General features: G+C 55.2%; 20 protein-coding genes and 2 pseudogenes. 12 read left to right on the top strand and 10 right to left on the bottom strand.

Annotated features, from left to right (window positions below):
• Positions 1 to 64: 64 nt before the first annotated feature.
• The 7 genes and pseudogenes from ACQ86N_RS33975 to ACQ86N_RS33945 all read left to right on the top strand — a co-directional run.
• Positions 65 to 754 (top strand): hypothetical protein, encoded by a 690-nt coding sequence (locus ACQ86N_RS33975; protein ID WP_431210921.1) that lies wholly within the window; start codon positions 65 to 67, stop codon positions 752 to 754.
• An 87-nt stretch (positions 755 to 841) separates the two neighbouring features.
• On the top strand, positions 842 to 2,635 hold the full coding sequence (locus ACQ86N_RS33970; RefSeq protein WP_431210920.1) for a TonB-dependent receptor: 1,794 nt from the start codon (positions 842 to 844) through the stop codon (positions 2,633 to 2,635).
• Between the two features lie 10 nt (positions 2,636 to 2,645).
• Positions 2,646 to 3,536 carry a hypothetical protein gene (locus ACQ86N_RS33965; protein ID WP_431210919.1) on the top strand — a complete coding sequence of 297 codons (891 nt, stop codon included), beginning with the start codon at positions 2,646 to 2,648 and terminating at the stop codon, positions 3,534 to 3,536.
• Between the two features lie 6 nt (positions 3,537 to 3,542).
• Positions 3,543 to 4,669, top strand: a pseudogene (locus tag ACQ86N_RS33960) (DUF4249 domain-containing protein).
• A 14-nt stretch (positions 4,670 to 4,683) separates the two neighbouring features.
• Positions 4,684 to 6,039, top strand: a complete 1,356-nt coding sequence (locus tag ACQ86N_RS33955) for a hypothetical protein (protein ID WP_431210918.1) — start codon at positions 4,684 to 4,686, stop codon at positions 6,037 to 6,039.
• A complete protein-coding gene (locus ACQ86N_RS33950; protein ID WP_431210917.1) occupies positions 6,036 to 6,938 on the top strand; it encodes a hypothetical protein in 903 nt (300 codons plus the stop codon). The genes ACQ86N_RS33955 and ACQ86N_RS33950 overlap by 4 nt, the downstream gene beginning before the upstream one ends.
• 119 nt (positions 6,939 to 7,057) lie before the next feature.
• A pseudogene (locus ACQ86N_RS33945) lies at positions 7,058 to 7,519 on the top strand (Pr6Pr family membrane protein); the annotation flags it as partial.
• A gap of 162 nt (positions 7,520 to 7,681) precedes the next feature.
• Here ACQ86N_RS33945 and ACQ86N_RS33940 read toward each other — a convergent pair.
• Together ACQ86N_RS33940 and ACQ86N_RS33935 are read right to left on the bottom strand one after the other, a co-directional pair.
• Positions 7,682 to 8,119, bottom strand: coding sequence for a hypothetical protein (locus ACQ86N_RS33940; protein ID WP_431210916.1), 438 nt, complete (start codon positions 8,117 to 8,119; stop codon positions 7,682 to 7,684).
• Positions 8,120 to 8,327: 208 nt separating this feature from the next.
• Positions 8,328 to 9,458, bottom strand: coding sequence for a relaxase/mobilization nuclease domain-containing protein (locus ACQ86N_RS33935; protein WP_431210915.1), 1,131 nt, complete (start codon positions 9,456 to 9,458; stop codon positions 8,328 to 8,330).
• Here ACQ86N_RS33935 and ACQ86N_RS33930 point away from each other — a divergent pair.
• Together ACQ86N_RS33930 and ACQ86N_RS33925 are read left to right on the top strand one after the other, a co-directional pair.
• Positions 9,457 to 9,765, top strand: coding sequence for a hypothetical protein (locus ACQ86N_RS33930; protein ID WP_431210914.1), 309 nt, complete (start codon positions 9,457 to 9,459; stop codon positions 9,763 to 9,765). The two genes, ACQ86N_RS33935 and ACQ86N_RS33930, sit on opposite strands and share 2 nt — an antisense overlap.
• A gap of 63 nt (positions 9,766 to 9,828) precedes the next feature.
• Positions 9,829 to 10,695, top strand: a complete 867-nt coding sequence (locus tag ACQ86N_RS33925; RefSeq protein WP_431210913.1) for a hypothetical protein — start codon at positions 9,829 to 9,831, stop codon at positions 10,693 to 10,695.
• On the opposite strand, the gene ACQ86N_RS33920 is transcribed toward ACQ86N_RS33925, so the two are convergent.
• Complete coding sequence (locus tag ACQ86N_RS33920; protein ID WP_431210912.1) at positions 10,664 to 10,858, bottom strand: hypothetical protein; 195 nt, start codon at positions 10,856 to 10,858, stop codon at positions 10,664 to 10,666. The genes ACQ86N_RS33925 and ACQ86N_RS33920 overlap by 32 nt on opposite strands.
• An 80-nt stretch (positions 10,859 to 10,938) precedes the next feature.
• Positions 10,939 to 11,049, bottom strand: a complete 111-nt coding sequence (locus ACQ86N_RS33915) for a hypothetical protein (RefSeq protein WP_431217706.1) — start codon at positions 11,047 to 11,049, stop codon at positions 10,939 to 10,941.
• On the opposite strand from ACQ86N_RS33915, the gene ACQ86N_RS33910 reads away from it, so the two are divergent.
• Entirely contained in the window at positions 11,041 to 11,457 is a 417-nt protein-coding gene (locus ACQ86N_RS33910) for a hypothetical protein (protein ID WP_431210911.1), read from the top strand. The two genes, ACQ86N_RS33915 and ACQ86N_RS33910, sit on opposite strands and share 9 nt — an antisense overlap.
• Here the strand turns inward: ACQ86N_RS33910 and ACQ86N_RS33905 are convergent.
• The 6 genes from ACQ86N_RS33905 to ACQ86N_RS33880 all read right to left on the bottom strand — a co-directional run bounded on the left by ACQ86N_RS33905 (position 11,405) and on the right by ACQ86N_RS33880 (position 18,546).
• Complete coding sequence (locus ACQ86N_RS33905) at positions 11,405 to 12,985, bottom strand: DUF7133 domain-containing protein (RefSeq protein ID WP_431210910.1); 1,581 nt, start codon at positions 12,983 to 12,985, stop codon at positions 11,405 to 11,407. The genes ACQ86N_RS33910 and ACQ86N_RS33905 overlap by 53 nt on opposite strands.
• Before the next feature lie 109 nt (positions 12,986 to 13,094).
• The gene (locus tag ACQ86N_RS33900) at positions 13,095 to 13,979 is read right to left on the bottom strand and encodes a S41 family peptidase (protein WP_431217705.1); all 885 of its coding nucleotides are present in this window, start codon (positions 13,977 to 13,979) and stop codon (positions 13,095 to 13,097) included.
• On the bottom strand, positions 13,939 to 14,919 hold the full coding sequence (locus ACQ86N_RS33895) for a hypothetical protein (RefSeq protein ID WP_431210909.1): 981 nt from the start codon (positions 14,917 to 14,919) through the stop codon (positions 13,939 to 13,941). The genes ACQ86N_RS33900 and ACQ86N_RS33895 overlap by 41 nt, the downstream gene beginning before the upstream one ends.
• 71 nt (positions 14,920 to 14,990) lie before the next feature.
• Positions 14,991 to 15,155, bottom strand: a complete 165-nt coding sequence (locus ACQ86N_RS33890; protein ID WP_431210908.1) for a hypothetical protein — start codon at positions 15,153 to 15,155, stop codon at positions 14,991 to 14,993.
• Positions 15,156 to 15,283: 128 nt separating this feature from the next.
• Positions 15,284 to 17,419: a zinc finger domain-containing protein gene (locus ACQ86N_RS33885; protein WP_431210907.1), complete on the bottom strand. Its 2,136-nt coding sequence runs from the start codon at positions 17,417 to 17,419 to the stop codon at positions 15,284 to 15,286.
• A gap of 53 nt (positions 17,420 to 17,472) precedes the next feature.
• Entirely contained in the window at positions 17,473 to 18,546 is a 1,074-nt protein-coding gene (locus ACQ86N_RS33880; RefSeq protein WP_431210906.1) for an SPFH domain-containing protein, read from the bottom strand.
• A 78-nt stretch (positions 18,547 to 18,624) separates the two neighbouring features.
• Here ACQ86N_RS33880 and ACQ86N_RS33875 point away from each other — a divergent pair, with 78 nt between their 5' ends.
• On the top strand, positions 18,625 to 19,077 hold the full coding sequence (locus ACQ86N_RS33875; RefSeq protein ID WP_431210905.1) for a hypothetical protein: 453 nt from the start codon (positions 18,625 to 18,627) through the stop codon (positions 19,075 to 19,077).
• On the top strand, positions 19,058 to 19,870 hold the full coding sequence (locus ACQ86N_RS33870; RefSeq protein ID WP_431210904.1) for a metallophosphoesterase: 813 nt from the start codon (positions 19,058 to 19,060) through the stop codon (positions 19,868 to 19,870). The genes ACQ86N_RS33875 and ACQ86N_RS33870 overlap by 20 nt, the downstream gene beginning before the upstream one ends.
• Positions 19,871 to 19,907 lie beyond the last annotated feature (37 nt).

The following is a 19,907-nucleotide window of genomic DNA, read 5'->3' as shown; positions in this document are numbered from 1 at the left end:
TTATACTGTAATGAAACTGTCAACCAGAGCATACTGCTTTTCAATCCTTTTTTCCCTGCTGTGTATGGGTGTGAAGGCCCAGCATTTTTCAGGCGATGCTATTGCCGACTCTGCCCTCGGCGAAGCGCTCAGGAATTATCATTCCTATCTCGCACCGGAACCGGCGCTGTTCCGGGGTCCTGAGTATTTAATCTATACTTATCTGCTGAAGACCGGTCACCCTTATTTTTCGGACAGTGTCCGGACGGGGACGATACGGTATGCGGGTATCGTATACCACGACCAGCGTATACTATACGATGAGGTCTATGGCCAGGTGGTCATTACCGACCCGTATGGGGCTTTTAAGATTAGTTTGCTCAGCGAACGGATCGACAGTTTTACGATAGAGGACCATTCTTTCATCCGGATGACCGACAGTCTGAACCCGTCCGCGCCTGCCGTTGGTTTTTATGAGCAGCTGTACCGGGGCCGGATCAGTCTGCTGAAACGGGAGAAGAAGGCCATTCTGGAAGATGCGAGCCTGGTTGAGGAAGGTGTCCGCAAGTATATTGCCACCGCTGTGTCCTATTATATTCTGAAGGGGAAAACCTATCATCCGGTGAACACTAAGGCTGGGCTGGCGGCTGCGATGAAAGACCGGAGCAGGGAGATGAAGAAATTTATCCGGAGTCACCGGCTGAGCATGCGGAAGGACAAGGAGAATACATTGATCCAGGTGACGGCCTGGTATGACGGGCTAAATAATCAATAAACCTGAAATGCGTCGGACTACCTATTTTAAGCTGTTGTTGTCTGTCTTTCTTTTTTCCGGGGTAAAGGGGCTTTTGCCCAGGAGGCGGTGGTTAGTCTTCATCTGAAGCAGGTGCGGGTATGGGAGGCGCTGGACGGGATAGAGAAGCAGTCGGGATACCGGCTTTATTATGACACGCTCGAGCTGGACACTACGAGGATCGATATAGACGTGGATGGTTTGTCGGCTTTTAAGGCGCTGGACCGGGTGCTGACCGGCAGCGAGGCCGTCTATTCGGTGGACCGGCAGCGGCATATATTTATAGGAAAGGGGGAAGCGATCAACACGGGTCTGCCGACGGGCTATTTTGACAAGAAGGTGCCGGAGAAGACAGCGGCCGTGGATGATACGCTTCGGGATTATCTGGAGGACGTGGGTAAGGAGCCGGTTTCTACCATCGAGAACAAGCTATTCGTCATTGGTGATAAGACGGCGGCGCCGGTACCGGGGCCTGTTCATCTTGCGGGGTATGCGCGGGATGCGAAGACGGGTGAGCCGGTAGTTGGTGCTTCCATCTATGTAGAGAATCCCCGGATCGGGGTCGCCAGCGACCAGTATGGTTATTATTCGATCACGCTGCCCAGAGGGCGGCATTTATTAAATATACAGAGCATCGGCATGCGGGATACGCGAAGGCTGATCATGGTGTATGGGGACGGGAAACTGAATATCGATCTGAGGACGCAGGTGCTGACGCTGAAGAAGGTGATTGTGAGCGCGGAGAAAGCCAGCAATGTGAAGCGGACGGAGATGGGGGTGCAGAAGATCGATATCAAGACGATCAAGCAGGTGCCGGTAGTGTTTGGCGAGGCTGACGTGCTGCGGGTGGTGATGACGATGCCTGGCGTGAAGACGGTGGGGGAGGCGAGCACGGGGCTGAATGTGCGCGGCGGCTCGGCGGACCAGAATCTGGTGTTGTTCAACGACGCGACCATTTATAATACGGCGCATTTCTTTGGCATGTTCTCGGCGTTCAATCCGGAGGTGGTGAAGGACGTGGAGCTGTATAAGAGCAGTATCCCGGCGAGGTTCGGCGGGCGTCTTTCGTCTGTGCTGGACATCAATAGCCGGGAGGGGAATAAGAAGGAGCTCCAGGGGTCGGCGGGCATCGGACTGCTGACGAGCCGGCTGAATATCGAGGGGCCGCTGGTCAAGGACAAGACCTCCTTTATCCTTGGAGGCAGGACGACTTATGCGAACTGGCTGCTGGCGGACCTGCCCAGTCAGTACAAGAACAGTAAGGCGTCCTTCTATGATGTGAACCTGAATATCAGCCACGAGATCAATAAGAAGAACAGTCTTTATTTTACCGGTTATCTGAGCCAGGATCATTTCAATCTCAATAATGATACTACGTATGGATACGGCAACCGTAATCTGTCCCTGAAGTGGAAGCATATTTACAACAACAAGCTGTATATGCTGATCACGGGAGGATATGACCGGTATCAGTATTCGATCTCGAGCAGGCAGAATCCTGTCAACGCTTATCAGCTGGCATTCGATATCAACCAGCTATATCTGCGGACGCATTTCAACTGGTATATCAGCGCGAGCAACACGCTGGAGTTTGGCGCGAATACGCTGCGCTACAAGCTGCATCCGGGCAGCTATGAGCCGGTCGGGGCCAAGTCGCTGGTCATACCGGACGTGCTGCAGAATGAGCAGGCGCAGGAGAGTGCGGCCTATGTGAGCGATAAATTTACCATAACCAATGACCTGTCGATAGAGGCGGGGGTGAGGTACTCGGTCTTCAATGCGCTCGGACCGGGCCAGGTCAATATTTACGCGCCGGGTCTGCCGGTCACGACCGACAATCGAGCTGGGGACGCGCCAGTATAGTTCGGGCAAGGTGATGAAAACCTATGGCGGTCCCGAGTACAGGGTCTCCGGCCGGTATGTGCTGACGGATAATCTTTCGATAAAGGCGGGTTACAATACACAGCGGCAGTATATCCATTCGTTGTCGAACACCACCGCCATAGCGCCTACGGACATCTGGAAGCTGAGCGATCCGAATATCAGGCCGCAGCATGGCGACCAGGTATCGCTGGGGCTGTACCGGAATTTCAAGGCCAATACGGTCGAGACTTCGGTCGAGGTATATTATAAGCGTATCAGGGACTATCTCGACTACAAGAGCGGGGCGCAACTGGTCATGAACCATCATATCGAGACGGATGTGCTGGAGACGCAGGGCAAGGCGTATGGGGTAGAGCTGCTGATCAAGAAGCTAACCGGCAAGCTCAATGGCTGGTTCAGCTATACCTATTCCAGGGTCCTGCTGCGTCAGAGCGATCCGAATGCGGGGGAGGTGATCAATGAGGGCAAGTATTATCCGGCGAACTATGACAAGCCGAATGACGTGACGGCGGTGAGCAACTACCGGTTCACGCATCGGTTCAGCGTTTCGCTGAACGCTACTTACAGTACCGGGCGGCCGATAACCCTTCCGATCGGGGTGTTCAACTATGCCGGGTCGCCGAGGACGTTGTATGCGGACAGGAATGCATACAGGATCCCCGATTATTTCCGGATGGACTGGTCGATGAATATCGACGGCAACCATAAGGTCCACCAGAAGACGCACAATTCCTGGACGATTGGTGTATATAATCTTACCGGCAGGAGAAATCCCTATTCGGTGTACTATGTCTCGGAGAACGGCCTTGTCAACGGATACAAGCTGTCGATCTTCGGGAGTGCGATTCCGTTCGTCAATTTTAATATCCGGTTTAACTGATGTTATATGAAGAGGGTGTATCTATTGTTGTTTGGGCTACTGGCGCTTGGGGGATGCAAGGACAAGTACGTCAGTCCCTATAAGTCGCCGAACACGGGCTATCTTGTCGTGGAGGGTTATATCACCGGAAATGGCCCTACGAAGTTTGTACTGAGCCATACGGTGAAGCTGCCGGGGGATTCCGCGTCGCCGCCCGAGAAAGGGGCTTATGTTGCGGTGGAGGGGGATAATAACAGCGTGTTCCGACTGGCCGAACAGGTGAGCGGTACATACGTCATAGATACGCTGGCGTTGAATACCGGCGTCAAATACCGGTTGCGGATAAAAACCTCGGGGGGAAGGAGTATCTATCGGACTATGTTGCCTATAAGCCGACTCCGGCTATCGACAGCGTGAACTGGGTCCTGAATCCCGACAAGCTGACGATCTATGCCAATACGCACGATCCGGCGAATGCTACGAGGTATTATCAGTGGGCTTACGACGAGGTGTGGGAGTATCATTCCGCGGAGAGTTCGGGGCTGATCTATGTAGACAATCCGGTGAGTGTTGTAGACCGGCTGCCGAGCGAGCAGGTGTATCGTTGCTGGGAGTCCGGTCATTCCACGTCCATAATCATTGCGAGCTCGGCGAAATTGTCGCAGGATGAGATCTACAGGAGCCCGCTGCTAAACATCGATATAGGCAGCATTAAGCTCAGCTCGCTGTACCGGATAACGGTCCGTCAGTATGCATTGACGGAGGATGCGTATAATTTTCTGAGCATAATGCAGAAGAATACGGAGTCGCTGGGTTCTATCTTCGACGTGCAGCCTTCGGCAGTGAAGGGCAATATTCACAGTCTGAGTGATCCGACCGAACCGGTTATTGGATTTGTATCGGCAGGGACGGTCCGGCAGGAGATCATGTATATCTCCCGGGGTCAGCTGCCCGCGTGGCCCTATTATTTCAACTGTTTTGATACGGACCACATCATTCCCAATATCAAGGACAGCCTGATCGCCTATTTTGGTTCGGGCTCCATGACGCCGATAGCGCAGGCCGGCAAGGGGTATCAGGCGAACTTTACGTCATGCGTGGATTGCCGCGCTCTGGGGGGGACGACTGTGATGCCGGCAGACTGGCCGTACTAACATAATTTAAAGTAATGAAGAGGATCGTTGTATTTTTTGTCCTTTTGTCTTTGCGGGGATCGGCGCAGGGGCCTGCGGGTCTGGGCAAGGCTATGGATCAGTATCGTGCGCAGCGGCTACAGGAAAAGGTATACGTACATACGGACAAGGAATTTTACCTGGCCGGCGAGATCTGCTGGTTCAAGCTGTACGTGGTGGACGCGACTTCGCATCGTCCGCTGGACCTGAGCAAGATCGCCTATCTGGAATGGCTGGACAGGGACAATAAGCCGGTGCTGCAGGAGAAGGTCGGACTCGACAGGGGGCATGGAGACGGGTCGGTGTATCTGCCTCTGACGATGCGGTCGGGGAACTATAAACTTCGTGTGTACACGGCGTGGATGAAGAATTATGGCGAAGACTGGTATTTCGAAAAAGCGATAGCGGTGGCGAATGTGCGTCGCTCGGCGGAGGCTCCTGTGGCGGCCGCTGCGCCCAAATATGGTGTGTCGTATTTTCCGGAGGGCGGCAATCTGGTGGAGGATATCGAGAGCAGGGTCGCATTCCGGGTGACCGACGAATATGGCAGGGGTGTATCGGGTGAAGGTGCGATCATAGAGGACGAAAGGGATACGGTGGCGCATTGTGCGGTTCATCGGTTCGGGATCGGCAGCTTTGTGTTGCGGCCGAGACCCGGGCATCATTATGCGGGGTCGTTCAGGACTGCGGGTGGGCAGAGTGTCAGCGCCGATCTGCCGGCGGCGTACAAGGCGGGGATGGTAATGCGTGTTTCCGCATCAGATGCTAATAATTTGCGGGTGGATCTGCAGTCGACGGCAGCAAGGTCGGATGTTTACCTGGTCGCGCATGCGCGGGGAAAAGTGAAGCTGGCTGAGGCTGGTGTTTTGAGGGATGGGAAGGCTTCGTTTGAGATCAGCAGGGGCAAGCTGGGGGAAGGGATAAATCAAATAACAGTCTTTGATGGGGAAAGGCGACCATTGTGTGAGCGGCTCGTGTTCAGGGCGCCTTCCGATACGTTGAAGTTAGTGGTGAAGCCGGACGGCAATAATTACGGGACCCGAAAGAAGATCGATCTGGCGGTTGCGGCTGTGGATGGCGCGGGAAGGCCGGCAGCAACGGACTGTTCGCTTGCGGTGTTCCGGGTCGACGGGCTTCAGTCGGCAACGGGCGACCATATCGGCAGCTATCTGCTGCTGAGCTCGGATCTGAAGGGTAAAATAGATTCGCCGGACTATTATTTTGAGCATCCGGAAGACGCGGAGGCGCTCGATAACCTGATGCTTACGCATGGGTGGAGGCGTTTCAGGTGGGAGGATGTATTGCGGGGGGCAAGCCTTCCTTTGAATTCCCGCCGGAATACAATGGGGTGATCATTTCGGGTCGGGTTGTAGACGGGCATACGGGGGCGCCGGTGAACAAGGAGGTGGTGGCATATCTGTCGGTGCCGGGGACGCGTACGCAGTTCTGTCCGTGGTATAGCGATAGCCTTGGCAAGGTAAGGTTTGAATTGAAGGATTTCTATGACGCGCATGAAGTGGTCTTGCAGTTCCGGGATGAAGAGGACAGCCTGTACAGGGTAGAGGTCGCCAGTCCCTGGTCGGACCGGTATAGCGACAGGCGGTTGACCCCGCTGGTGCTTTCGTCCGGCGATTCGTCGCTGCTGGTGGATAAGGGGATAGCGATGCAGGCGCTGAACCGGTATGGAGGGGTGAGGCTAAAACGGTTTGGCTTTCCTTCATTCATAGATAGCAGCAGTTTTTATGGGGTGCCGGATTTCTCTTATTTGCTGGATGACTATACGAGGTTTACGACGATGGAGGAGGTGATGCGGGAGTATGTGAGGTGGATGATGGTTAAGAAGAGAGGTGGCCATTTTCATCTGCCGCTGCTGGACGTTCAGCATACCGAATTTTTTGACGAGGATCCGCTGATCCTGCTGGATGGGGTGCCCGTGAAGAATATCGACACGCTGATGTCTCTCGATCCGTTGAAGATCAGGAAGCTGGAAACGGTGCAGCGGAGGTATTTTTTGGGTGGTACCGATTTCAAAGGAATCATGAACTGGATCACCTATAAGGGTGATCTGGGGGGATATATACTCGATCCGCATGCGACGGTGGTGGACTACGAGGGGCTCGAGCTGCAGAGGGAGTTCTATTCGCCGTCTTATGCCACTGATGAAGAAGCTGGGTCGCATCTGGCGGATTTCAGGAATGTGCTTTACTGGGCGCCGCAGCTGGAGACGGATGAAAAGGGCCGGGGGGAGTGAGTTTTTATTCCTCCGACCTTCCAGGGAGGTATGTGGTGGTGGTAGAGGGTTTGACGGCGGACGGGAAGATGGGCAGCGGGGTGGCGGAGTTTGAAGTAAAATAGATTGTATATTTAGAAATGCGTTCTACCCGATCATATGGCCTGGTGGCCGGCGTTATTGGCCTGGCCATGGTAGTGCTGCAACTGGTGGAGTATCTGCAGAGCGGCGTGGCGCCGGTAGGTGTGATGTTGCTGCGGTTCTTTTGTTATTTTACTATCCTTACGAATTTGCTGGCGGCTGTGGTGTTTTTGAGGATTGGGCTTGGGAGGCCGGGTAGTGCTTCGCTGGTTACAGCGGTGACCGGGTATATGCTCGTGGTCGGTATCATACATTATTTTTTTCTGCGCGGTTTGAGGGAGCTGAATGGGGGAGAGCTTGTGGCGGACGAGTTCCTGCACGTTGTTCTGCCTTTTTCCTGTCTGGTATACTGGGTGCTATGGGTGCAGAAGGATGGGTTGGGGTGGCGGTCGGCTGTTGTCTGGCTGGGGTATCCGTTGGGGTATATAGTCTGGATACTGGTAGTGGGGGCGATGACCGGCTTCTATCCCTATCCTTTTGCCGATGTGGATAAATTAGGATATCCAAGAGCGTTAGCGAACGGGGGGGATACTGGTCGGGTTCTGGATCGTCTTTGCGGTATTGATCGGGTTGGGAAGGAAGCTTCCCCTTTCGAAGAAGCTTCCTTCATAATTGCTAAATCACTATTTTTTTACGGAGGAATAGAGTTGCCAGCCTTCACCGGTGGAGCGCAGGGTCATTTTGGTATCTGCGTTCTCGATGGAGACGTAGTAGCTGCTTTGGCCATCCCTTTCGAATTCGAAGAGGTCGGTGATCCAGTAGTTGCCGAACCTTTTTTTGAGGTTGGTGAGGAGGTTGATAGGTAGCTGTGAGGACAGGATGTTGCGGGTGAGGGCGAGCAGTTCGCCGTTCTCGGCATAGAAGGCGGAGAGGACGGCGTCGTTCATTCTGAAGGTGAGCTTCGTGAATGTCTGGTAGGATTCGGTGGACAGGATCTGTGCGTTTTGGAATTCCTGGTGGAAGGAGGACTTGATCGATGCGTTGATGTCTGCCGTTGGTTTGGCGTAACTGTAGCTGGTAAAGATGGTGAGGAGAACGGTTACGATGATTGACTGTTTCATAAAATTATTTTTAAATGTTGTTTGAGTTATGTTTTTTCTTTTGACCTGGGCGTCCCCGGGTGTGCCAGAGTATATTCCAGCGGAGTGCCAGGAATATGTTATGGTTGAGGTACAGTGAGTTATGATTTTGGTAGGGCAGACGGGTGTACGGTCCTGATATGAATAGTGTACGGTTTTGGGACGGATTTGCGCGGTGTGGCGGGTTTGGTTAGAAGTGGTGGCGGAGGCGGTGGCGTTGGGTTTGGGTTTCTTCGAGCTGTTCCTGCCGGTCGCGTTCCATCACACTTTGTATGAGGCGATGGTCGCATTTGGGGCCGAGTTCCTCGCCGGTGTATATGCAGTTGGTCGCGCGATGTATATAGTGGACGGAGGTGCAGTGGCCGTCTTTGTCGTGGCGGCGGACCATGCGAATGTTTTCGTCGCGCAGTTGGTCAATGATATAATCGAGGTCGCGGTATTTGTTGCTGAGTTCCCAGGCGATTGTGACACGGACGTGGTCCCGGTGCTCCTGTTTGAGGCGGAGGTTTTGGATGAATTGTTTTTCGAGGTTGTCGAGGGTGGGTTGGGAGTCGAAGAAGGAGGCTTTGAGGGGGACGCCGATGTAGCTGCCTTGTTCGTTGAGAACGCGGTAGAGAAGGCCGCGGCTTTCGTAGAGCTGGGTGTTCTCTTTTCCGCGGTAGGCTTCGAGGTTGAATTGATGAAGGACGAGGTTGAACTCTTTGAGGCTGGTGTATTTATATTCTTTCGTGACGTAGTCGAGGACGTCGGAGATCTGGCGGGTGAGGCCTGATTTGCCGTATTCTATTGGGTTTGGGGAGTCTCGGTGTCCGTGCAGGCTGCTGATCACCCGCTGTTGCAGGCGCTGTGTTTGTTTTTGTTCGGTGGTGACGAGGTGAAATTCTTCTTCGATGCGTAGACGGGCTTCTTCGGACTGGTTGCGGCCGATGTTGTAGAGTTCGATTGGGGTGCCGTCGCTGCGGATATGGGTGGTTACGATGTGGCAGTGGGGGTGGCCAGCGTCGTGGTGGCGGTAGACGAGGTAGGGTTGTTGTCCAAAGCCTATTTCCTGCATATATCGCTGGGCGATGGTCTGCATTTGTTCGTTGGTCAGCCGGTCAGCGGGGTCGAAGTTGAGGGTGATGTGCTGGCTGGTTTTGACCCTATCGTTGAGCTGCACGCGTCTTTCGAAGCAGTGGAGCTTTTCGGCGTAGCTGAGGTGGTGTGCTTGCTTGAGGAAGTTGGCTGCGGTGAGCAGTTCGGCGCGTCCCTGGGTGATTTTTTGTTCATTATAGATCAGGGAGCGGGTGATGCTGCGGGATGTCATTATTTTTGGTCGCATGGTCGGACAGTTTTTCGATGTGTGTTTTTATTTCCTGTATTGTGGTGGTGATGGCGGGGAGGTCGTTGCTGGCGGCCAGGTTCTCCAGAAGGGGGATGAGCCGGGTCATTTGTTCTTCGAATGCGTCGAAGGACTTATTGCGGTAAAAGACGCGGACCGGTTTGCGGGAAAGCACTTTGCGGGCGTAGTCGCTGATGCTGCGGCAGGTGGTACCTGCGGCCAGATGGTGGATCTTGTCCCATTCCTCTTCGGAGAGGCGGATGTTGAGGCGGCGGAGCCGGAATTTTCGGAGGAAGCGTTCATGTGAATAAAGTTTTGATGAAATTGTAATTTAATCAAAACAAATAAATATATTTAGTTAAAAATTCCTTTGCCTAAAGAGTTTTATTCCGTAAGCTACAAGACCTATAATAATGCGCGGCTGAAGAAAGTGATGTTCCGGGGCAGTGCGACTTATCCGTTGTATCTGCAGGTGACGTATGACCGCAGGACCGTTTTTTTCAAGAGTTATTATTTCGAGCTTTTGGCCAGGCCGAGGTATGGTCTGTTGCCCGGCAATATTTTGCAGGTCATCGATCTGGAGAGCCGCCTGCTGGATGCGCTGATCGACGAGGATGCAGAACGGTTCACGCTGGACGGGATGTTGAGGAAATACAGGTTATGGAGTGTGGATGTTTTGGATAGGTATGAGGAGTCGTTTAAGGACTTGTTGGTGAGAGTATTGATGGGAGAGGGTTTGGTTGGGCTGGCGGGAATGGTGAAAGGGGCGGGAGAAGATGTTGCGGGAATTGTTGTCTGGCGGGATTTGAGGAGGAGTTTGGATAAGGGGCTTTTTGAACGGATGGAGAATTTGGTTGTGCAGGAGGGGGATCCGTATCTGCCGCTGGCTTCCTATGTGTGGGAGACGAGACCGGACGGGCCGATCTGTCTGCCTTTGAGGGAGTACAGGGATAAGGAGAAGGAGATCAGGCGGTTTTTGGGAGGTGTTCGGGGTTTGGATGTTCAGAAGGTTCTAGTGGGGGTGAGGGGGTTGGTGAGGGGGTGGAGAGGGAGTTGGGGGGTAGGGGGTGAACCGCGAGGGCGGGGGACGTGGCGGCCCGGGGGAGTAGCCGGGGGGAAGGAAGATAGGCGTGAACCGGGAGAGAATGGGAGGGGTTGTTTTGGGGCCGCCCCGGACACCGAGGCCGGGGCGGGTGGAGGTGGAGTTATTTTAGGGTTGCGAGTTCGTCCATGGTGAAGGGTTTTTGGCGGTCGTTGAATTTTTCGCGGATGGCGCCGATGTCTTCGGGGATGATCTTGTCGTCCTTGTTGGCTTTGTTGGTCCAGGCGTTGCGGATGAAGTTGAGGGTTTGGGCTATGTCTTCGTTGGTAAATTCTTTATTGGAGCCGATGCCGGGCATGTCGCCGCTGACTTCGGGTGCCTTGTATAGTCGCCCTGCGACTTTTATGGGGCCGGTGAGGCCGTAGAGTACGATGGGGATCAGTTTGTTCTTGTCGCCGAGGACCCAGTTGGAACCGTTGAGGGAGGGCCGAGGGCGCGGATGCCGTTGCCGTCGGTGCCGTGGCAGGTCTGACAGACCGATTGGAAGATGGCGGCGCCTTTGGGGTAGCTCGCGGCGAGTTTTTTAAAGCTGCTGGCGCTGCCGGCAGAGGCGATATCGCGGAGTACTTTTTTCAGCTGGCGGTTGATGGTAAGGGTGGTATCCGGATCGATCGCGAGGGACTCTTTGTAGAAGGCCTCTTCCTTATTATAGAGATTGCTGATGATGGCGTCGGCGATGTAGATATTATTCGGGTATTGGGTGGTCAGCTTAATGAGGATATCGTGGGCGAGTTTGGGATCGAGCTTTTGGATAGAAGGTGTGATGAATGCGATATATGGAATAGTGAGGGTGTCTTTCCCTGCTATGATATCGTCGATGGCGGGCAGGAACTGGCGGTAGTTGTTATGGGTGATTATCGAGGGGAGTGCGGCCGGGGCCTGGACGCGGGAGGGTAGGGTCGTTGCCTTTTATCAGCGGCAGAAGGTCGGAGGGCTGGAGGGCGCCGAGGCCTTCGAGAGTCCATAGGGCATGCCGTGCGGGGACTTTGCCGTTGCTGAGTAACTGGCGGAGGAGGGGAATGGTTTGGGTGGCTTTGTGGTCGACGAGCAGTTGTTGGGCTTTGTCGCGGGTCCATCCGTTGGCGTCGTGTAACAGGTCGACCCAATGGGCTGGGTTGTCAGAGAATGTGGGGGTCTGTAGCCTGGAGACGGGGTTGACTCCTGTAGGGGAGGATGTGGCACTGGTTGGGATGACCTTATAGATCCGTCCGCAGTTGAGGGGTTTTGTGAGGGCCCGCTGTTTTATTTCGTTCTTTAAATAAGTGGTCAGATAGGTTTTGTGCTGGATGATGCCGCGGTACATGTCGACGATGTAGAAGGCGCCGTCGGGGCCCGTGTATAGATTGACCGGGCGGAAGCGTTCGTCTTCGCTGGCAAGGAATTCCTTTTTTTCGTAGGCTTCTTTGCCTTTTGTGACGAATCCGGCGGGTGTGAGGATGTCTTCTTTGATGAGGTTGCCGGCGGGTTCGGCGATGAAGGCGTGGCCGATATTTTCCTCACCGAACATTGTGGAGTTAAAGATGAGGGGTCCGCAGGCGGCGGTAAATTCTCTTAGCCGCAGGCTATCGTCGAGTATGCCCTGCTGGTACCCGCGGTTGACGCCGGTGGTGGGCCGGACGGGAAAGACGCGGTTGTCGGCGACGATGTGTTCGTTGAAGCCGGCGACGTTGCGCTGGTGGGGGTTGTTGGCGCCGAGGCCGGGGAGGAAGTAGTCGCCGAGGAGGTTTTCGGAATTGTTGTTGTAATAGAGACGTCCGTAATCGTCCTGTGATATGCCCCATTGACCGCGGAATTGGGTTCTTTCGATGAGCCAGCGGCTGCCGACTTTCCGGTAGCGCTTGGCGGATTTGGCGTTGTAGATCCAGTTGTCCATGGCTCTGAAGAGTCCATTGGGCTGGTGTTCGACGTTACCGCCGGCGGCGTAGTCGGAGTCGACAAGGGTCTTGTGAACGGGTTTGTCGTTCTTTATAGTGTAGTACCAGAGTTTGGGTGGTTCGGCGACGAGGATACCGTCTTCGATGAGGCAGATGGCGCGTGGAAGGACGAGGGAGTCGAGGAAGACTTTGCTTTGGTCCATGCGGCCGTCGGCGTTGGTATCGGAGAGGATGACGACTCTTCCGCTGGGTGCGTCTTCGCCGGTTCCCGAGGTGTCGGGCATATAGTCCATCATTTCCACGGTCCAGATCCTGCCTTTTTCGTCGAAGCTGAGGGCTACCGGTGCGGCGATCAGGGGTTCCGCGGCTACGAGCCGGACGCTATAGCCGGGCTGGATGTGCATTTTGCCGATGGCGGAATCGGGGGCGAGGACTTTCGATTCGGGAATGTTGTTCCGCAGGGAAAGAGAGTCGGTCTTTTTTGAAGAGGCAGACGGATTGTTGCAGGCGGCCAATAAAATAAATGTAGAGATGACGATCAGACGGTTCATGGATTAAATATAGGGAAAAAAATGGCCGGGGGAGGGGCCCGTCGGTGGAGGGGGGAAATGGCCGGGGAGAGCCCGGCCATGGTGGATAATTTATGAGGTTATGGAGGGGTTATTTGAGTTCTTTCAGGAGCTCGTCGACGGCGGCCTTTAGTTGGTCGTCGGTGTCGCGGGCGATCCAGTCGGGTTGGTTCTCGACCTGGATATCGGGTATGCAGGGGCCGAGTTCTTCGTTCCTGTCGGTACTTTTTACGTACCAGCCCCTTCCGGGGAGGCGGACGAAGGAACCGTCCATCAGCTGTTTGCCGCCGGTAGAGATGACGGATCCGTTGGTTGGGGTGCCTACGAGTTTGCCGATGCCCAGGGTTTTGTAGGCGTGGGAGAAGATCTCAGCGTTGGAGTAGCTGCCTTCGTTGCAGAGGGCGATGGAGGGTTTTGTCCACGCGGCGTAGACGAGGCGTTCGCCGATGGGGTAGTAGTCCCTGAATTTCTTTTTGTCTTTTTCGAGGTTGTCGCTGGCGCCGCGGGGGATGGTATAGGCGTGTTGTTTGTAGTTGAGTATGGTCATGAGATAGTCGGTGGTGCTGCCGCCGCCGTTGTAGCGTACGTCTATGACGAGACCTTCCTTGCCGAAGCCTGCGGCTGTGAATTCTCGTTCGACCACTTCGAAGCTGGGGAAGTCCATGCCGCGGATATGGATATAGCCGAGTTTGCCTCCCGACCATTTTTCGACGAGTTTTTTGCGCTGGTCGACCCATTCCTCGTAGAGGTCGTCCCGGAGGCTGGCTTTCGGACGGATGGGAACTTCTTTTGTTTTGCCGTCGGCGGACTGGACGGAGAGGAGGATCTTTTCGTCGCTGAGGCCGTTGAGCAGGCTGTAGAAATTGTCTTCCGCGCGAACCGGCTCGCCGTTGACGGCGGTGATGATATCACCCGTGCTGAGCTTGCTGAGGTGTTTATCGGCGGGGCTGTTGGGGATGACGTGTGTGACCTTCATGCCAGCGGGAACGGGTATCAGTTCGACGCCGAGTCTGCCGGTAGCGTCTTTTTGTGTCTCTGTGCGGTCGGCGGCCGTGAAGCCGACGTGGCTGGAGTTGATCTCGCCGAGCAGGAGATTGAACATATCGCGGAAGTCGTTGCTGGTGCTGGCGTATACGCAGCGGTCGTGGTATTTTTTCGCGGAGCTTGTTCCAGTCATAGCCGTTGAAATTGGGGTCGTAATAGCCGTCGCGCATCGTCCTCCAGGCTTCCTCGAATACCTGGGTCCGTTCTTTCACGTAGTCGATCTTTAGCCTGGCGCTGTAGGGCAGGTTCTCGGATGCGGCTGTTTTGAGGTCGATCCTTGCCATGGCGCCCATGCGGGTATTATAGTAAAGGTATTTGCCGTCTTTGTCGGTGCTGACGTTGGAGGGGTTGGCGCCGCCCTTCGTGAGTTCTTTCAGGTCTTTACCGTCCCATTTGATGCTGTAGAGGTCGCGTCCTTTGGCGGTGCTACTGGCGGTGGTATAGTAAAATGTTTCGCCGTCCCTGCTGATGGTCAGGTCGTCTTCGTCGCCGGGGAAGCTGGTCACCTGGACCACGCGTTCGTAGATCTTGTCGAAGTCGATGGTTACTGTGACGGGCTTTTTTGGTTTTGCCGCGCCTGCGTTGTCGGCGGCCGGGGTATCTTTATCCTGCCAGTCTTCCTTCGACTTTTCCCAGTCGTCTTTTTTCAGCCAGACGAACCAGACGTCGACGCTGCGGGATACGCTGCGTTCGGAGAGAAAGCCAAGTTTGGAGCCGTCGGGACTCCAGAAAGGGGTCATGTCGCTGCGGGGGTGCATGGAGACGTTGACTGCCGCGGAGGAATTGTCGGCGGGCTGGATGAATACTTCGTCGTTGAAGTAGAGGTCGGACTGGGAATAAGCCAGCCATTTGCTGTCGGGACTCCAGACCACACCGCCGGGGGTGGCCCAGCCTTTTGTGAGGAGTTTTTCGCCGGACAGCCTGCCTGACGGGGAGATATCCGCTACGACGAGAGTGCCACGGCCGCGTATATACGCAATCTTTTCCCGTCGGGGGAGATGACGGGTTTGGCCTCGTCTTCGCCGGTATGGGTGATGGGTGTCAGTTCGTGTTTGAGGCTTTTGAAGATGTTGTGCTCGGCGGTGTCGGAGGAGTGGACGAGGTACATGTCATAGTTGCCGTCGGCGCGGTCGCTGCAGAACAGGAGGGCCGAGTCGTTGAGCCATGCGGGCTGGATATCGCGGAAGGGGTGATTGGAGACGTCGACGCTTCTGGTCTTTTCCTTGTCGGCCTCTTTTATGAAGACTTCGCCGCGGTTGACGTAGGCGATGAGTTTACCGTTAGGGGAGACGGCGTATTCCGATGAGCCGCTGGTGAGCGTTTTTGTTCGGTTGCGTCCTGGCGGTCGTCGGCGTTGATGGTGACGTCGAGGGTCTTTATATCTTTTGGCGAGGCTGTCCTGAGCGTATAGAGGTGCATGTCCCTTTCGAGTACGATGGAGGAGCCGTCGGCGGAGATGCTGTAGTGACGGATCGATTCTGTATTGAAGCTGGTGATCTTTTCGGGGGCTGCGGAGCGGCCATCTCCGTCGAGGGTCCAGCGGTAGAGGTTGTAGGGCCCGTCGATACAGCTGAGGAAATAGAGAGAGTTGTTGCTGCCCCATTGCGGCAGGATGTCGTTGGCGGCTGTGCCGGGCAGTTTTTGGAATGTTTTTTTACGGGTGTCGTAGAGCCATATGTCCCTGTTGGAGCTGCCTCTGTAGGCTTCGCGGGCGATGGGATTGATGTCGCCGCGGGTGAAGGCGATCCAGCGTCCGTCGGGGGAAAGGATAGGATCGTAGCCGACTGCGTCGAGCATGCGGGATTCGGTGCCGCCGGAAGGGCTGATGGCGTATACTTCGAGGGAGCGTTCGATCGCGTTGAATTCGCGGGATGTGGAGAAGAGTATTTTGTCGGGCTGGGTCCAGCTGGAGATGATGTCTTCGCCGGACTGAAAGGTCAGGCGGCGGGGTGTGCCGCCTTCGGTGGGGATCACGAAAATATCGTTGTTGCCGTAGCGCGCGCCGGAGAAGGCGATCTGTTTGCCGTCGGGGCTGAAGACGGGATGTCCTTCGTAGCCTTCGTGGACTGTCAGGCGGGTGGCTCTGCCGCCCGCGGCGGGTATGGTCCAGATATCACCCTGGAAGGAGAAAGCGACGAGGGAGCCGTCTTTGCTGATGGCGGGCTGCCGGAGCAGGAGGGGCTGTTGGGCGAAGGCGGTAAGGGTTAGGGTGAGCAGTAGGATGGTTTGTTGCAAGGCGCGCATATGAGGAGCGTTTTGGGTTAATGATTTTGCAATGCGAGGATTATTCCGATGATGATAAGTATGCCGACAATGACTGCGCAGGGCGATCTTCCCCGCGCTATAGGGGCGCTCGCCGACGACCTCGCCGGTACAGGCATTGACGGTGAAGTGATAGAGGTTGTTGTTGTATTTATAGGTGCTGATCCATACGGGGAGGAGCAGGTATTTCAGGGCGAGGTTATAGTATTGGGTATCGATGCCGTGGACCTGCTGTTCGTCGCCGCCGATGTCCCGGACGACGGTATTCTGTATGTCATTCGCCATTCTGCGCTGGGCTTCGGTGAGGCCTTTTTCTGCGTCTATCTGGTAGAGCTCGCTGCGGAACCCGCTGACGTATTGTTCGTTGTAGTGAGTAAGCGCCTCCAGTCGCCATGGTTCGAGGCGGCTGGCCACCTTTTGGGGCAGGGAGTTGCTGGCGGAGATCATGATGTCATTAAAGTCGACCTCTACGCGACCGGAGACGGGGTACCAGTTGGTGTAGCGTACTTCGCGGGTGCGTTCGACCTGCTCGCCGTCTACGGTTTCGGTATAGGTCTCGGTCACGTAGTAGTATTCCCCGCGGCTGCCGGAGTAGTCGGAGACGGTGTTGGCGTCGTAACTCCAGTGGGGGATATAGACCCCTTTGAACTGGCGGGCGTCGCCGCTGACAATTTTGGAGAGGTCGGAAGGGGCGAACCAGAGCCGTTGGAGCCAGGTGCGGAAGTATCCGAGGGCTTTGGGCTGTGGAACCAGGAAGGGCAGGATGTAGTGGGGTTTTGTGATGGGGCGGTTTTCGGCCTCGCTGATGACGAGGGGGCTGGCGCAAAAGGCGCAGTTGTCGGAGTTGATCTCCGGGGGCAGGGTGGTGGTGGCGCCGCAGTTGCGGCAGGATACGACGCTGGCCATGAGGCCCGCGCCCTGCTGGGTAGCGAGGAAGTCGGCGTAGTCGTATGAGGTGATCGGGCTATCGGCGGTGTCGGCGATCTCATTGGCGGCGCCGCAGTGGCTGCATTGCAGTTGGTGGGTACCGGGTGCGAAGTGCAGGGTTGCGCCGCAGCTGCTACATTGTAATGAATTATTTTGGATAACGGTCTGTTCGGCCTGGGGCATGCGATAGGATATTTTTTATGGAAGTGGCGGGGGCATGTTACTGAATAGGGTGGTCAGTTCGGGGATGGTGCTGGCGGTGGTCCATCCGGGCATGCCTTTTTCCAGACCTGGCTTTGCTGGTTGATGGTACCGGCTGTGATCAGCTGGGCCAGTTGTTCCATGGTGAAGGGGCCGGCCTGTTTGCCGTCGATAGCGGCGTAGAAGGGGTCGGCTGACGGCAGGGGTGGGGGGTATCGGGGGCACTGGGTGGAGTTGGGCTGGACGGTGTTGGGCTGGAAGATATTTCCAAGTTGTCCGCCGATAGCTATGCCTACTCCGGCGCCGAGTCCGGCACCCGCGAGTCCGCCGCCGGGGTTTTTGGCTGCTTCCTCCATTGCGTTGGCGGCCTGGTACTGCGCATAGGCGCCGAGGTTACCTACGATGCCCATGCTGCTGCGTTTGTCGAGGGCGGCTTCCAGCTCGGGTGGAAGGGATATGTTCTCGATGAGGAACTTGGTGAGTTCGAGGCCGAGTTCGCCAAATTCTGGTTTTATCTTTTCGGTTATGCGTGCGGATACTTCGTCGTAGTTGGCGGCGAGGTCGAGGATGGGGATCTTTGCTTCGGCTATGGCGTCCATGCCGCGTGAAACGGCGAGGTTGCGGAGTTGCTCGTTGATGCCGTCGATGGTAAACTCGGGGTTGGTCGCGGCCAGCTCTTTCAGGAATACGGCGGGGTCTTTGACGCGGAAGGCAAAGCTGCCGAATGCGCGGAGGCGAACGGGGCCAAATTCTGCGTCCCGGAGCATGACGGGGTTGCGGGTGCCCCATTTCTGGTTGACGAACTGGCGTGTGCTGACGAAGAAGACGTCGGCTTTAAAGGGGCTGTTGAACCCATATTTCCAGCCTTTTAGCGTGGTGAGAATCGGCATGTTCTCTGTAGAGAGGGTATACATGCCCGGGGTGAAGACGTCGGCGATGGCGCCTTCGTTGATGAATACGGCCCACTGCGTCTCGCGGACGGTGAGCTTGCTATTCATTTTTATCTCGTTATGATAGCGGGGAAATTTCCATACGATGGTGTCGCTGGTGGTATCGACCCATTCGATGATATCTATGAATTCATTTCGAATTTTGTCAAAGAGGCCCATGGTTGTTTGTTTATAGTGAGATGAAGATAGTTAAAGGGGGTATAAAATGCCATACATTTATATAAAAATCTGCAGGATATGCACGGTAGCGGAATTATAAGGATCCTTTTGATCATTCTTGTGGCGGGCATTCTGATGGACTGGTATGTGTTCAGCGGTCTGAAGACGCTGACGAAAGGATGGAAATCGAGACGATTGGCGGCGGCTGTCAAGTGGGGATATCTGTTCGTATCAATTGGGGTAACGCTGTTGTTTCTGCTGGGTCTGGGCAGTTTCAGGACGGCGAGCGGGATGCGGCCGTATCACGAATGGGTGTTGAGTCTGGTGCTGGCGCTGACTGTTACCAGGGTATTTTTTGTGGTAGTGCTTTTGCTGGGGGATATCGGTCCGGTTCTTTTACTGGGGTGTTGGCCGGGTGTCGGGGAAAAAGGTAGATGGCAGCAGGAGGCAGTTCATCAGCCAGGCCGCGACGTTGTTTGCCGCGATTCCCTTTACGTCCCTTATGTATGCCATGCTGAAAGGCAAATATGACTATCGGGTACACAGGACGACCTTATTCTTTGACGATCTGCCGCCGGCGTTCGACGGATTTACGATCACTCAGCTTTCGGATATCCATTCGGGTAGTTTCGATAACGTGGGCGCTGTGCAGCGGGGCATCGACCTGGCCAAAGAGCAGAAGAGCGATCTGTTCGTCTTTACCGGGGATCTGGTGAATAACGCGGCGTGGGAAATAGAGCCTTATATCAGCCGATTTGGTCAGCTGAAGGCTCCGTACGGGCAGTTCTCCATACTTGGGAATCATGACTATGGCGACTATATCCGGTGGGATTCCGAGCAGCAGAAGGCGGACAATCTGGAGCGTCTGAAGGGGCATCACCGGGAACTCGGTTACCGATTGTTACTGGATGAGCATGTCGAGCTGGAGAAGGACGGGCAGAAGATCGCGCTGATCGGAGTACAGAACTGGGGGAAGGGGTTTATTCAGATGGGGGATCTCGATAAGGCGATGGCGGGTATGGATCCGGGTGCGTTCAAGATCTGTCTGTCGCATGACCCGACGCACTGGGAGGAGAAGATACGGCATAATCCGACGATGATCCATCTGACTTTGTCAGGGCATACGCATGGGGCGCAGTTTGGGGTAGAGACGGACAGGTTTCGCTGGAGTCCGGTGGAATACAGGTATTTGAACTGGGCGGGACTGATGGAGACCCGGGGTCGGTATCTGTATGTGAACAGGGGGTTTGGCTTTCTGGCGTTCTCGGGCAGGCTGGGTATATGGCCTGAGGTGACGGTGATCACACTTAAGAGAAAGGCATAGGTGCTGCGGGATTGGGGAATTTCCTAAATTTATGATA

It is taken from the genome of Puia sp. P3, assembly GCF_050632245.1.
Lineage (GTDB): Bacteria > Bacteroidota > Bacteroidia > Chitinophagales > Chitinophagaceae > Puia.
Note: the sequence above shows the minus strand (reverse complement) of the source record. Positions and strands in the feature narration are given on the sequence as shown.